Below are 13,694 nucleotides of genomic sequence, written 5' to 3'. Positions count from 1 at the left end.
CGAAAGCAGCCACAGCATGTCCAACGCCAGAGCCACCCATCCGACCCGACGCGGCATCCTCGCCGCGGGCGGCGCCCTCGGCCTCGGGGCCGTGCTCGCGGCCTGCGGCGACGGCGACGCGAAAAGCGGCGGCTCCGGCAACGGGACGACCGCCGCCAAGTCCGGCCCCTGGTCCTTCAAGGACGACCGCGGCAAGACCGTGAAGCTGGACGAAGTGCCCGCGAACATCGTCGCGTTCACCGGTGTCGCCGCCGCTCTCCACGACTACGGCATCAGCGTCAAGGGCGTCTTCGGCCCGACGAGGACCGCGGACGGCAAGCCCGACGTCCAGGCCGGCGACATGGACATCAGCAAGGTCACGATCCTCGGCAACGTCTGGGACCAGTTCAACGTCGAGAAGTACGCGGCCCTCGCGCCCGACGTGCTCATCTCCACGATGTTCGACGACGCCGGCACGCTCTGGTACGTCCCCGAGGCCTCCAAGGACAAGATCGCCAAGCTGGCCCCCAGCATCGGCATCTCCGTCTACGACCGCCAGCTGACCGAGCCGCTGCAGCGCATGTGGGCGCTCGCGGAGTCGCTCGGCGCGGACATGAAGGCGGCCAGGGCCACCGAGGCGAAGAAGAAGTTCGAGGCGGCCGCCGCCCGGCTGCGCAAGGCCGCGAAGGCCAGGCCCGACATCAAGGTGATGGCCGGTTCCGCGAGCGATGCCCTCTTCTACGTGTCCGGCACCAACCTCTCGATCGACCTGGAGTACTTCAAGGCGCTCGGCGTGAACTTCGTCGAGCCGCCGGAGCAGGCGAAGGCCAAGGGCGGGGGCTGGTTCGAGTCGCTGAGCTGGGAGAACGTCGACAAGTACCGGGCCGACATCATCATGATGGACGACCGGTCCTCGACGATTCAGCCGGCCGACATCACCAAGGCGACGTGGAAGAAGCTGCCGGCGGTGAAGGCGGGGCAGGTCATCTCTCGGTCGCCCGAGCCGATCTTGTCTTACGACAAGTGCACGCCGCTGCTCACGAATCTCGCCGAGGCGCTGGAGAACGCCAAGAAGGTCAGTTGACGTTTGAGGCCGTGGGTATCTGCGGGTCCATTGTGGCTGGTCGCGCCCACGCGGCGGAGCCGCATATCGATGCAGCCCCGCGCCCCTTAAGCCTGGTGCACCTGCCCCCACTTACAACCTGACGGCAACTCAGGAGCCCATATGACCACCGTCGTAGCCGCCCCGTTCCGTTTCTACTCCCTCCAGGTCTTGCGGACGAGGCGGCTCGGGCCGTCTCTGGTACGGGTCACCTTCGGTGGGGACGACCTGCAGGCATTTCGTTCCGACGGACGCGACCAGTCCCTGTCCCTCTTCCTGCCGCACCCCGGCCAGAGCGAGCCCGCCGTACCGTACGAGCTCGGTGACGGCTGGTGGCAGGGCTGGCGTGAACTCCCGGACGACGTACGGGCGGTGATGCGCTCGTACACACTGCGGAGCCTGCGCCGCGACCCCGACGAGATCGACATCGACTTCGTGCTGCACACCCCCGCCGGCCCCGCCTCGCGGTGGGCCGCGAGGGCCGCCGCCGGTGATCGTGTCGTAGTGCTCGGGCCTGCGGTCGCGAACAATCGCGCGATCCGCTTCCGGCCGCCCGCGGACACCGATCTGATGCTGATCTGGGGGGACGAGACCGCCCTTCCGGCCGTGTCCGCGATCCTCGAGTCGCTACCGGCGGGCGCTCGTGCCCGGGTCTGGCTGGAGGTGCACGACGCCGGGAACATCCAGGACCTGGTGACCGAGGCCGAGGCCGAGATCACCTGGCTGGTCCGGGACGCGCAGGGCACCGAGGGATCCCCCATGGCCCTCGACGCCCTGCGCGCCGACCGACTGCCGCCCGCCGAGCATCCGTACGCCTGGATCGCGGGTGAGAGCGGAAGCGTGAAGCAGCTGCGACGGCACCTCATCGGGGAGTGCGGCCTCGACCGGCGGCGGGTCACCTTCGTCGGTTACTGGCGACAGGGCCTGAGCGAGGAGCAGTTGCGCGAGCAGGAGTGACGGCGGTCACGGGAGGGGCAGGATCAACCCAGAACAAGTTAGGTTAGGCTTACCTAAGTTAATCGGGCCACCCTCGCTTCCGCCCGCACGGACTGTCCCCACCGGAGGACCCCCAATGCGCTCGCACCTGCTCAATGACCTGACCGCGGAGCACTACCGCCGCTCCGTGACCGAAGGAGTCGAGCGGGTGGCGGCCAAACTCGCCACCACCGACCGTCCGTTCACCGGTGTCACCGTCGACACCCTCGCTCCCCGGATCGACGCCATCGACCTCGACCGGCCACTGGGCGACACCGGCGCGGTCCTGGACGAGCTGGAGGACGTCTACCTCCGCGACGCGGTCTACTTCCACCACCCCCGCTACCTGGCCCACCTCAACTGCCCGGTCGTCATCCCGGCGGTGCTCGGCGAGGCCGTCCTGTCCGCCGTCAACTCCTCCCTGGACACCTGGGACCAGTCGGCCGGCGGCACCCTGATCGAGCGCAAGCTCATCGACTGGACCACCGCCCGTATCGGTCTCGGCCCCGCCGCGGACGGTGTGTTCACCTCCGGCGGCACCCATTCCAACCTGCAGGCGCTGCTGCTGGCGAGGGAGGAGGCCAAGACCGACTCCCTGGCCAGACTGCGTGTCTTCGCCTCCGAGGTCAGTCACTTCAGCGTGCAGAAGTCCGCCAAACTGCTGGGCCTCGGCCAGGACGCGGTGGTCTCCATCCCCGTCGGCCACGACAAGCGGATGCACACCGTCGCGCTCGCCCGTGAGCTGGAGCGCTGCCGGAGGGACGGGCTGGTCCCCATGGCCGTCGTCGCCACCGCGGGCACCACCGACTTCGGCTCCATCGACCCGCTGCCGGAGATCGCCGAGCTGTGCGCCCAGTACGGCACCTGGCTGCACGTCGACGCCGCATACGGCTGCGGGCTGCTCGCCTCCCTCAAGTACCGGGACCGTATCGAGGGCATCGAGCGTGCCGACTCGGTCACCGTCGACTACCACAAGTCCTTCTTCCAGCCGGTGAGTTCGTCCGCCGTGCTGGTGCGGGACGCCTCCACCCTGCGCCACGCGACCTACCACGCGGAGTACCTCAACCCCCGCCGCATGGTGCGGGAACGCATCCCCAACCAGGTCGACAAGTCCCTCCAGACCACCCGCCGCTTCGACGCCCTCAAGCTGTGGATGACGCTGCGCGTGATGGGTGCCGACGGCATCGGCGCCCTCTTCGACGAGGTCTGCGACCTGGCGGGGGAAGGCTGGAAGCTGCTCGCCGCCGACCCCCGCTTCGACGTGGTCGTCCAGCCGTCCCTCTCCACCCTCGTCTTCCGCTGCATCCCGGCCGCCGTCACCGACCCGGCCGAGATCGACCGCGCCAACCTGTACGCCCGCAGGGCCCTGTTCGCCTCCGGTGACGCGGTGGTCGCGGGCACCAAGGTGGGCGGCCGCCACTACCTGAAGTTCACCCTGCTCAACCCCGAGACGACGACCGACGACATCGCCGCCGTCCTGGACCTGATAGCCGGCCACGCCGAGCAGTACCTGGGAGAGTCCCTTGACCGCGCGTCCTGAAAACCCCGCCGGAACCCATGACTTCGTGGGGATCGGGCTCGGCCCGTTCAACCTCGGCCTGGCCTGTCTGACCGAGCCGATCGCCGAGCTCGACGGTGTCTTCCTGGAGTCGAAGCCGGACTTCGAGTGGCACGCGGGCATGTTCCTGGACGGCGCCCATCTCCAGACCCCGTTCCTGTCGGACCTGGTCACCCTCGCCGACCCGACCTCGCCGTACTCCTTCCTCAACTATCTGAAGGAGAAGGGGCGGCTGTACTCGTTCTACATCCGGGAGAACTTCTACCCGCTGCGCGTCGAGTACGACGACTACTGCCGCTGGGCCGCGAACCACCTGAGCAGCGTCCGCTTCGGCACGACGGTCACCGAGGTGACGTACGACGAAGGCGTGGGGCACTACCTCGTCCGCACCGAGTCCGGAGACCTCTACCGGGCCCGCCACCTCGTCCTCGGCACGGGCACCCCACCGCACATCCCCGAGTCCTGCCAGGGCCTGGGCGGCGACTTCATCCACAACTCCCGCTATCTGCGGCACAAGGCGCAGTTGCAGCGCAAGGAGTCGATCACGCTGGTCGGCAGCGGCCAGTCCGCCGCGGAGATCTACCACGACCTGCTCAGCGAGATCGACGTGCACGGCTACCGGCTGAACTGGGTCACCCGCTCGCCGCGCTTCTTCCCCCTCGAATACACCAAGCTCACACTGGAGATGACCTCCCCGGAGTACATCGACTACTACCGGGAGCTTCCGGAGGCCACCCGCTACCGGCTCACGGCCGAGCAGAAGGGCCTGTTCAAGGGCATCGACGGCGATCTGATCAACGAGATCTTCGACCTGCTCTACCGGAAGAACCTCGGCGGCCCCGTGCCCACCCGTCTGCTCACCAACTCCGCGCTGACCGGCGCGCGTTACGAGGACGGCGCGTACACGCTCTCCTTCCGCCAGGAGGAGCAGGAGAAGGACTACGAGATCGAGTCCGAGGGACTGATCCTGGCGACCGGCTACAAGTACACCGAGCCGGAGTTCCTGAAGCCCGTACGCGACCGGCTGCTCTACGACTCGCACGGCAACTTCGACATCGCCCGCAACTACGCCATCGACACCACCGGCCGGGGCGTCTTCCTGCAGAACGCCGGCGTGCACACCCACAGCATCACCAGCCCCGACCTGGGCATGGGCGCCTACCGCAACAGCTGCATCATCCGCGAGCTGCTCGGCACCGAGTACTACCCGGTCGAGAAGACCATCGCGTTCCAGGAGTTCACCGCATGAGCCCGACGACCTTCACCTTCCGCCCCCTCGACCCGCTGACCGACGCCGAACTCCTGCACGGCTGGGTCACCCACCCCAAGGCCGCGTTCTGGATGATGCAGGACGCCAGACTGGAGGACGTCGAGCGCGCCTACATGGAGATCGCCGCCGACGAGCACCATCACGCGCTGCTCGGGCTCGGCAGGGACGGCGAACCCGCCTTCCTGATGGAGTACTACGACCCCGCCCACCGCGAACTGGTCGGCCTGTACGAGCCGCAGCCGGGCGACATCGGCATGCACTTCCTCACCCCCGCCACCGGCACACCCGTGCACGGCTTCACCCGGGCCGTCATCACCGCTGTGATGGCACGCCTCTTCGAGGACCCGGCGGTGCGGCGCGTCGTCGTCGAGCCGGACGTCTCCAACACGGCCGTCCACGCCCTGAACGAGGCCGTCGGGTTCGTGCCCGAACGCGAGATCCGGAAGCCGGAGAAGAGGGCCCTGCTGAGCTTCTGCACCCGCGAGCAGTTCTTCGCCACGACGGGGGTGCCCGCGTGACCCTCGCCGACACCGTCGCCCACCTCTCCCCCGAACGCTGGGAGCAGGCCAACCGCCTCCTGGTCCGCAAGGCCCTCGCCGAGTTCGCGCACGAGCGCCTGATCACGCCGGAGCAGCAGGACGGCCGATACGTCGTCCGCAGCGACGACGGCCTGACCCGGTACACCTTCACGGCGGTGATCCGCGCCCTCGACCACTGGCAGATCGACGCCGGCTCGATCACCCGCCACCGCGACGGCACCGAACTCCCCCTCGCCGCCCTGGACTTCTTCATCGAGCTCCAGAAGGCACTGGGCCTGAGCGACGAGATCCTCCCCGTCTATCTGGAGGAGATCTCCTCCACCCTCTCCGGCACCTGCTACAAGCTCACCAAGCCGCAGATCCCGGCCGCCGAGCTGGCGCGCTCCGGTTTCCAGGCCGTCGAGACCGGTATGACCGAGGGCCACCCCTGCTTCGTCGCCAACAGCGGACGGCTCGGCTTCGGCATCCACGAGTACCTCTCGTACGCCCCCGAGACGGCGAGCCCCGTCCGTCTGGTGTGGCTGGCCGCGCACCGCTCGCGCGCCGCCTTCACGGCGGGGGCCGGGGTCGAGTACGAGACCTTCGTGCGGGAGGAGCTGGGCGAGCAGACCGTCGAGCGGTTCCACGGCATCCTGCGCGAGCAGGGCCTGGATCCCGCCGACTACCTGCTCATCCCTGTCCACCCCTGGCAGTGGTGGAACAAGCTCACCGTCACCTTCGCCTCCGAGGTCGCCCGCCGGCACCTGGTGTGCCTGGGCGAGGGCGACGACGCGTACCTGGCGCAGCAGTCCATCCGGACCTTCTTCAACAGCTCGCACCCCGAGAAGCACTATGTGAAGACCGCCCTGTCGGTCCTCAACATGGGCTTCATGCGCGGGCTGTCGGCCGCCTACATGGAGGCCACCCCCGCCATCAACGACTGGCTGGCCCAGCTCATCGAGGGCGACCCGGTGTTGAAGTCCACCGGCCTGTCGATCATCCGTGAGCGGGCCGCCGTCGGCTACCGGCACCTGGAGTACGAGAAGGCCGCGGACCGCTACTCGCCGTACCGCAAGATGCTCGCGGCGCTGTGGCGCGAGAGCCCGGTTCCCGGCCTCCGGGACGGCGAGTCGCTCGCCACCATGGCCTCACTCCTCCATGTCGACCACGAGGGCGCGTCCTTCGCCGGCGCGCTGATCGAGCAGTCGGGCCTGGCGCCGGCCGAGTGGCTGCGGCACTACCTGCGGGCGTACTTCATCCCCCTCCTGCACAGCTTCTACGCCTACGACCTGGTCTACATGCCGCACGGCGAGAACGTGATCCTGGTCCTGAAGGACGGGGTCGTGCAGCGGGCGATCTACAAGGACATCGCCGAGGAGATCGCCGTCATGGACCCGGACGCGGTGCTGCCGCCGACGGTGGAGCGGCTGCGCGTGGACGTCCCGGAGGACACGAAACTCCTGTCGGTCTTCACGGACGTCTTCGACTGCTTCTTCCGCTTCCTCGCCGCGAACCTCGCCGCCGAGGGAATCCTGGAGGAGGACGACTTCTGGCGGACGGTCGCGGAGGTCACCCGCGCGTACCAGGCGTCGGTGCCCGAACTCGCCGAGAAGTTCGAGCGGTACGACATGTTCGCCCCGGAGTTCGCGCTGTCCTGCCTCAACCGGCTCCAGCTGCGCAACAACCGGCAGATGGTCGACCTGACGGATCCGTCGGGCGCCCTCCAACTGGTCGGAACCCTGAAGAATCCCGTCGCGGGGTTCTGATCACAGCGGACGGGCACCCCGGAGTACGGTCCTCCGGGGTGCCCGTTCAGTATGTGCGGCCTAGTTCGCCGGCCACGGGACCTGCGGCGACCGGTAGTAGCCGATCCCCAGCGCATCCCACCGCGCAGCCTGCGCAGCAAGCCGCACCTTGTAGGCGTCCCAGTCGTGCGTGGAAGCCGGCGACCAGCCGAGCTCGGCCGCCCCCGCGAGCCGCGGGAACACCATGGAGTCGAGGTCGGCGTCCGTCACGATCGTCTCGGTCCACAGCGGCGCCTCGACGCCCCGGATGGCCGAACCGGGCGCTCCCGCGAGGTAGTTGCCGGGGTCCCAGTCGTACGACCGCTTCACCTCCACCAGGCCGGCCCAGTCCTGCCCGAGCGGGGTGTCCTCGGTGTACTTCATGTCGAGGTAGATCCGGTCGGCGGGCGAGAGGATCAGCCCGGTCCCGTTCTGCGCGGCCTTCACGACCTGCGCCTTCTCCGCCGCGTCGGTGTCGTCCAGACCCCAGTACTGGGCCAGGGCCCCCTTCGCCGGGTGCGCGCCGGTGATCTGGTGCCAGGCGATCACCGTCTTGCCGTACTCGGCGACGACCGGCTGCACCCGGTCCATGAACTTCACATAGTCCTCGTGGCTGGTGGAGTGCGCCTCGTCGCCGCCGATGTGGAGATAGCGGCCGGGCGTGATCGCGGCCAGCTCACGGATGACGTCGTCCACGAAGTCGTACGTGACGTCCTTGCCGACGCACAGCGAGCTGAAGCCGACGTCGGTGCCGGTGTACAGCGGGGGTGCCGTGCCGTTGCAGTTCAGTTCGGCGTACGAGGCGAGGGCCGCGTTGGTGTGGCCGGGCATGTCGATCTCGGGGACCACCTCCAGATAGCGGGAGGCGGCGTACCGGACGATCTCCTGGTAGTCGGCCTTGGTGTAGTGGCCGCCCTGGCCGCCGCCCACCTCCGTGGAGCCGCCGTGGGTCGCAAGCCGTGGCCAGGAGTCGACGGCGATGCGCCAGCCCTGGTCGTCGCTGAGGTGCAGATGCAGCTTGTTGATCTTGTACAGCGCCAACTCGTCCACGTAGCGCTTGACTTGGGCCACGGTGAAGAAGTGCCGGGAGACGTCGAGCATCGCGCCGCGGTAGGCGTAGCGCGGGCTGTCCCTGATCGTGCCACCCGCCACCAGCCAGGGACCCGGCTGCACGGAGTCCTTCTCGACCGCCGCCGGGAGCAGCTGGCGCAGGGTCTGGACGCCGTGGAAGAGGCCGGCGGGCTCGGTGGCGGTGATGGTGATGCCGCTCTCTGCGCTGTCCAGGCGGTAGCCCTCCGCCCCGGGCCCGTCCTTCGTCTTCTGCTCCAGCCGCAGTCGGATGCCGCCGTGGCCCCAGTGGACCAGGGGCAGCCGGTAGCCGGTCGACGGGCGCAGGATGTCCGCGAGGTACTCGCCGATCCGGCGCACCCGCGGGGAGTCGTCGACGCGGATGGCGGTGGCGCCGGTGATGCGGTACGGGGAGCCCCAGGGCTTGACCGACGCGGGGGCCGGGACCACCCGGCCGAGCGGGGTCGGGCTCGCTTTCGTCAGCATGGTCGCTCCTACCGAGAAAGTGCCGGCCGCCGCCACGAGCAAAAGCGACACCAGAACGCGGTGCAGTCTCACATGCGCTCCCTCCGATTGGTAGAGACCACTCTCTCGCAGATCCGATGAAACAATCCCCCCATGGCGGAAATCATCCAGAGGGACGGCACGTGGGTCTTCGACGGCGATGCCCTTCGGCTGACGCCCGGGCGGGACAGAAACGTCAGCCTGCTCCGCCGCACCCTGGGTGAACTCATCGTCCCGCTGGGCGCGTTGGCGGGGATCTCCTTCGAGCAGGGCAAGAAGTCGGGACGGCTGAGGCTGCGGCTGCGCGACGGCGCCGACCCGCTCCTGCATGCCTCCGGAGGCCGCCTCACCGAGCCCAACGACCCCTACCAACTGCTGGTCGAGTCCGACCGCTACGGCGTCGCCGAGTACTTCACGGACGAGGTCCGCAATGCCCTGCTGCTGGACGAGGTCGCGTCCGAGCCGGTGGACGCGTACCTGCTCCCCGGCCCGTCCGTGCCGCTCTCCGTCTCCGCCGGGGACGGCACCGCCAGCTTCGACGGTGAGCAGATCCGCCTGGAGTGGAACTGGAAGACGGAGGACGCCAAGGCCGCCGCCGGCGCCCGCACCCTGGCCGTCACCGATGTCGTCGCCGTGGAGTGGCAGCCCGCGGCCGGCCTGGAGAACGGGCATCTGCGCTTCACCGTGCGGGGCGCGGCCACCAAGGCGCCGCCCAAGTACGACCCCCACTCCGTGGAGCTGTGGGGCTTCAAGAAGGACCCGCTGATGGCGCTGGTCGCGGCGGCGGTGCAGGCCCGGCTGCCGCATCCGTCGGCGGCCCCCGTGGACGTACGGCCGAAGCAGCTTCAGGAGCCGCCCCGGGACGACCACGACGCGCTGCTGCGGCGGCTGCGGGAACTGGGTGAGCTGCACCGCACGGGTGTCCTGACGGACGAGGAGTTCACGATGGCCAAACAGGCGGTCCTCAAGCGCCTGTAGCGCGGGTGAGGACCGCCTGTGACGCGTACGCCCCGCCTTCCGGGTGTACGCCTACTTGGCCTTGCGCGCCACCGTGAAGTGGTCGATGCGGTCACCGGTCTCGGCGATGCCCGACACCTTCAGCTTGGCGTAGTGGCCGCGCGGCGCGGGCTCGACGTCCACCCGCAGGAAGGAGTAGTTGAGGTAGCGCACCCGGGACCAGGCGACGGTCTCGTTGACCTTGCCGTCCTTGGTGTTGACGAACGAGGCGACGGAGTCGACCTCGTGCTCGTGCCCCTCGTAGGAGTCCGGGGCGGTGAACGCGTACAGGCTGCGGCCCGCGGCGCCCGCCGTCACGTACACGACACCCTCGGTCTCGGGGTACGCGGTCTCGCCGATCGGCAGCTTCTTGGTGACCTGGTTGCCCTTGATCACGTCGGTGCGCTCGTACTGGTGGTTGTGGCCGTTGATGACCAGGTCCACCGTGTACTTCTCGAACAGCGGCACCCACTCCTGGCGCACGCCCCCCTCCGAGGCGTGCGCGGTGGAGGTGCAGTAGGCGCAGTGGTGGAAGAACACGACGATGAAGTCGATGGCCTTCGACGCCCGGAACTTCTTCAGCTGCGCCTCGAACCACTTGGTCTGCGTGCCGCCGGAGATGCCGAGGTTGGCGGGGATCTCGTACGACACGTCGTTCGGGTCGAGCGAGATGATCGCGGTGTTGCCGTGGACGAAGGAGTAGACGCCCGGCAGGTTCGCCTTGTCCGGCCCGTTGTCGGGCAGCGTGAAGCGGGCCTCCTCGCCGCCGTAGCCGTTGGGCGAGTACCAGGCCTCCATGTCGTGGTTGCCGTAACTCACCATCCACGGCACCGACTTGGCGACCGACTCGGTCTGGTACAGGAACTGGTCCCACACCCGCGAGTCGAAGCCGGTGTCGGCGGTCTTGCCCGCGCCGGCCGGGTCGGCGTAGGCGATGTCACCGGCGTGCAGGTGGAAGGACGGGTTCTGGCCGAGGATCAGGCTGTCGTTGGCCAGACCGTGGTAGCTGACGCCCTGGTCGCCGAAGGCCGTGAAGGTGAACCGCTCCTTGTGGGAGGGCGCGGTGGTGAAGGTGCCCAGGGTGCCGAGCAGGTGCGGCTCGGCGGGGTCGAAGCCCTGGTGGCCGACCCCGTAGTAGTACGTCTTGCCCGGGCGCAGGTGGGTGAGCTTGGCGTGGATGTAGTACTGCGTGTGGTCGCCGCTGGCGCCGACACCGGCCGGGGTGTAGAGGCTGCGGACCTCGGCCTCGATCTTGCGGGAGAGGTCCCAGGGGTGGGCGCCGATGCGGATGAAGGGCTTCTTCACCGCGACCGGCACCTGCCAGGAGACGGTCATCTCGGTCCTGGCGTCGTTGCCGTAGGCGAGGTGGCGGCCGAACGGCGCGACGAGCGAGCCGTCGACCGTCTCGGTGGCGGGGGCGGTCCGCTGCGTGGGTACGGCAGCCTGGGCCACGGCACCCGGCACGAACGCGCCACCGGCGACGGCGCCGATCGTCACGGCGCCGCCTCTCATCAGGTTGCGCCGCGAGAATCTCGCGCGCAGGTACTCGTGCTGCTCGGCCATGCTCATGCGCTCGGCCAGCTGCTCCGGTACTCCCATACGAGGTATGTCCATGGCGTCTGAAACTCGTCGACATGAGCAACGGCACACAAGACTCAGGATGGACAGTCTGCAAACAGAGATTCATAAGAGCACCAAAGATCCACACCAGAGGTCTGCCCGATATCGGGCAGGATTCTTGCGGAACGGCCTTCGGTAGCTCAGGATCTACCGGGTGCACGACGAACTTGTTGATCACCTGACGCGGTCCACGCCCCTCAGCAGGGGCGAGGCACTGCGGGTGATCCAGGACGTGCTCGCCTACTTCGACGAGACGACCGTGGAGTACGTCCGTCGCCGCCACCGCGAGCTGCAGGCCCAGGGCCTGGTGAACGCGGAGATCTTCGAACGGATCGAGGCGGACCTGAAATACCGGGCGGTCGCGCCGCCGGAGCTTACGCTCAGGCAGTTGCGCCGCATCGTCTACGGCTAGGACTACGTATATATGTGCGGAATCGTCGGATACATCGGGAAGCGTGATGTGGCCCCCCTCCTGCTGGAGGGCCTGCAGCGCCTCGAATACCGCGGCTACGACTCGGCCGGCATCGTCGTGACGTCCCCCAAGACGGCCGGCCTGAAGCTGGTCAAGGCCAAGGGGCGGGTCCGCGACCTGGAGGCCAAGGTCCCGGCCCGCTTCAAGGGCACGACCGGCATTGCCCACACCCGCTGGGCCACCCACGGCGCCCCCTCCGACGTGAACGCGCACCCGCACCTCGACGCCGAGGGCAAGGTCGCCGTCGTCCACAACGGCATCATCGACAACGCCACCGACCTGCGCCGCAAGCTGGAGGCCGACGGCGTCGAGTTCCTCTCCGAGACGGACACCGAGGTCCTCGTCCACCTCATCGCCCGCGCCCAGGCCGAGACGCTGGAGGAGAAGGTCCGCGAGACCCTCCGGGTCATCGAGGGCACCTACGGCATCGCGGTGATGCACGCCGACTTCCCGGACCGGATCGTGGTGGCCCGAAACGGCTCTCCGGTGGTCCTCGGCATCGGCGAGAAGGAGATGTTCGTCGCCTCGGACATCGCCGCCCTGGTCGCCCACACGCGGCAGATAGTGACTCTCGGCGACGGCGAGATGGCCACCCTCAAGGCCGACGACTTCCGCACGTACACCACGGAGGGCACCCGCACCACGGCGGAGCCCACCACCGTGGAGTGGGAAGCCGCCTCGTACGACATGGGCGGCCACGACACGTACATGCACAAGGAGGTCCACGAGCAGGCCGACGCCGTGGACCGCGTGCTGCGCGGCCGCATCGACGACCGCTTCTCCACCGTCCACCTCGGCGGCCTCAACCTGGACGCCCGCGAGGCCCGCCAGATCCGCCGGGTGAAGATCCTCGGCTGCGGCACCTCCTACCACGCGGGCATGATCGGCGCCCAGATGATCGAGGAGCTGGCCCGCATCCCCGCGGACGCCGAGCCGGCCTCCGAGTTCCGCTACCGCAACGCGGTCGTGGACCCCGACACCCTCTACGTGGCCGTCTCCCAGTCGGGCGAGACCTACGACGTCCTCGCGGCCGTCCAGGAGCTGAAGCGCAAGGGCGCCCGGGTCTTCGGCATCGTGAACGTGGTGGGCTCGGCGATCGCCCGCGAGGCGGACGCGGGCATCTACGTCCACGCCGGCCCCGAGGTCTGCGTGGTCTCGACCAAGTGCTTCACCAACACCACGGTCGCCTTCGCCCTGCTCGCCCTGCACCTGGGCCGCACCCGCGACCTCTCGGTCCGCGACGGCAAGCGGATCATCGAGGGCCTGCGCAAGCTCCCGCAGCAGATCACCGAGATCCTGGCGCAGGAGGAGGAGATCAAGAAGCTGGCCGAGCAGTACGCGGACGCCCGCTCGATGCTCTTCATCGGCCGCGTCCGGGGCTACCCGGTGGCCCGCGAGGCCTCCCTCAAGCTCAAGGAGGTCTCGTACATCCACGCCGAGGCCTACCCGGCCTCCGAGCTCAAGCACGGCCCGCTGGCCCTCATCGAGCCGGCCCTCCCCACGGTCGCGATCGTCCCCGACGACGACCTCCTGGAGAAGAACCGCGCCGCCATGGAGGAGATCAAGGCCCGCAGCGGCCGCATCCTCGCGGTGGCCCACCAGCACGAGGAGAAGGCCGACGAGACGATCGTCGTCCCGAAGAACGAGGACGAACTCGACCCCATCCTGATGGGCATCCCCCTCCAACTCCTCGCCTACCACACGGCTTTGGCCCTGGGCAGGGACATCGACAAGCCCAGGAACCTCGCCAAGTCGGTGACGGTCGAGTAGCGGCTTTGGCCTTTAGGGGCGCGGGGCCGTATCGATGTGCGGCTCCGCCGCGTGGGCGCGAGCAACCACGACGCACCC

Annotated in this window: 11 protein-coding genes; 9 read left to right on the top strand and 2 right to left on the bottom strand. The window is 68.8% G+C overall.

Features of this window, described 5'->3' with window-relative positions; all coding sequences use genetic code 11:
- Positions 1-16 precede the first annotated feature (16 nt).
- The 6 genes from ACWC1K_RS15195 (at position 17) to ACWC1K_RS15170 (ending at position 7,168) form a co-directional block, all read left to right on the top strand.
- Positions 17-1,063 (top strand): ABC transporter substrate-binding protein, encoded by a 1,047-nt coding sequence (locus tag ACWC1K_RS15195; protein ID WP_450831546.1) that lies wholly within the window; start codon positions 17-19, stop codon positions 1,061-1,063.
- A 141-nt stretch (positions 1,064-1,204) separates the two neighbouring features.
- Positions 1,205-2,038 (top strand): siderophore-interacting protein, encoded by an 834-nt coding sequence (locus ACWC1K_RS15190; protein ID WP_450831544.1) that lies wholly within the window; start codon positions 1,205-1,207, stop codon positions 2,036-2,038.
- 115 nt (positions 2,039-2,153) lie between these two features.
- Entirely contained in the window at positions 2,154-3,596 is a 1,443-nt protein-coding gene (gene desA, locus ACWC1K_RS15185; RefSeq protein WP_450831543.1) for a lysine decarboxylase DesA, read from the top strand.
- A complete protein-coding gene (locus tag ACWC1K_RS15180; protein ID WP_450831541.1) occupies positions 3,580-4,863 on the top strand; it encodes a lysine N(6)-hydroxylase/L-ornithine N(5)-oxygenase family protein in 1,284 nt (427 codons plus the stop codon). The genes desA and ACWC1K_RS15180 overlap by 17 nt, the downstream gene beginning before the upstream one ends.
- Entirely contained in the window at positions 4,860-5,402 is a 543-nt protein-coding gene (locus ACWC1K_RS15175) for a GNAT family N-acetyltransferase (protein ID WP_450831539.1), read from the top strand. Before ACWC1K_RS15180 ends, ACWC1K_RS15175 begins: the two co-directional genes overlap by 4 nt.
- Entirely contained in the window at positions 5,399-7,168 is a 1,770-nt protein-coding gene (locus ACWC1K_RS15170) for an IucA/IucC family protein (protein ID WP_450831537.1), read from the top strand. The genes ACWC1K_RS15175 and ACWC1K_RS15170 overlap by 4 nt, the downstream gene beginning before the upstream one ends.
- A gap of 60 nt (positions 7,169-7,228) precedes the next feature.
- Here the strand turns inward: ACWC1K_RS15170 and ACWC1K_RS15165 are convergent, their stop codons facing one another.
- Entirely contained in the window at positions 7,229-8,740 is a 1,512-nt protein-coding gene (locus tag ACWC1K_RS15165; protein WP_450831535.1) for a beta-N-acetylhexosaminidase, read from the bottom strand.
- A 132-nt stretch (positions 8,741-8,872) separates the two neighbouring features.
- On the opposite strand from ACWC1K_RS15165, the gene ACWC1K_RS15160 reads away from it, so the two are divergent.
- Complete coding sequence (locus ACWC1K_RS15160; protein ID WP_450831533.1) at positions 8,873-9,736, top strand: DUF4429 domain-containing protein; 864 nt, start codon at positions 8,873-8,875, stop codon at positions 9,734-9,736.
- Positions 9,737-9,787: 51 nt separating this feature from the next.
- Here ACWC1K_RS15160 and ACWC1K_RS15155 read toward each other — a convergent pair whose 3' ends face one another.
- Positions 9,788-11,353: a fibronectin type III domain-containing protein gene (locus ACWC1K_RS15155; RefSeq protein ID WP_450831817.1), complete on the bottom strand. Its 1,566-nt coding sequence runs from the start codon at positions 11,351-11,353 to the stop codon at positions 9,788-9,790.
- Between the two features lie 175 nt (positions 11,354-11,528).
- Here ACWC1K_RS15155 and ACWC1K_RS15150 point away from each other — a divergent pair, with 175 nt between their 5' ends.
- Both ACWC1K_RS15150 and glmS read left to right on the top strand, forming a co-directional pair.
- On the top strand, positions 11,529-11,786 hold the full coding sequence (locus tag ACWC1K_RS15150; RefSeq protein ID WP_232646768.1) for a hypothetical protein: 258 nt from the start codon (positions 11,529-11,531) through the stop codon (positions 11,784-11,786).
- Between the two features lie 12 nt (positions 11,787-11,798).
- Positions 11,799-13,616: a glutamine--fructose-6-phosphate transaminase (isomerizing) gene (glmS, locus tag ACWC1K_RS15145; protein ID WP_450831531.1), complete on the top strand. Its 1,818-nt coding sequence runs from the start codon at positions 11,799-11,801 to the stop codon at positions 13,614-13,616.
- Positions 13,617-13,694: the final 78 nt, after the last annotated feature.

This window comes from Streptomyces sp. NPDC001492 (genome assembly GCF_053597275.1).
Note: the sequence above shows the minus strand (reverse complement) of the source record. Positions and strands in the feature narration are given on the sequence as shown.

What these genes read in the sequence shown, in the direction of transcription:
- ACWC1K_RS15195 (WP_450831546.1), top strand. Translation starts at nt 17, where the DNA reads ATGTCCAACGCCAGAGCCACCCATCCGACCCGACGCGGCATCCTCGCC.
- ACWC1K_RS15175 (WP_450831539.1), top strand. Translation starts at nt 4,860, where the DNA reads ATGAGCCCGACGACCTTCACCTTCCGCCCCCTCGACCCGCTGACCGAC.
- glmS (WP_450831531.1), top strand. Translation starts at nt 11,799, where the DNA reads ATGTGCGGAATCGTCGGATACATCGGGAAGCGTGATGTGGCCCCCCTC.
- ACWC1K_RS15165 (WP_450831535.1), bottom strand. Translation starts at nt 8,740, where the DNA reads ATGCTGACGAAAGCGAGCCCGACCCCGCTCGGCCGGGTGGTCCCGGCC.
- desA (WP_450831543.1), top strand. Translation starts at nt 2,154, where the DNA reads ATGCGCTCGCACCTGCTCAATGACCTGACCGCGGAGCACTACCGCCGC.
- ACWC1K_RS15190 (WP_450831544.1), top strand. Translation starts at nt 1,205, where the DNA reads ATGACCACCGTCGTAGCCGCCCCGTTCCGTTTCTACTCCCTCCAGGTC.
- ACWC1K_RS15160 (WP_450831533.1), top strand. Translation starts at nt 8,873, where the DNA reads ATGGCGGAAATCATCCAGAGGGACGGCACGTGGGTCTTCGACGGCGAT.
- ACWC1K_RS15155 (WP_450831817.1), bottom strand. Translation starts at nt 11,353, where the DNA reads ATGGGAGTACCGGAGCAGCTGGCCGAGCGCATGAGCATGGCCGAGCAG.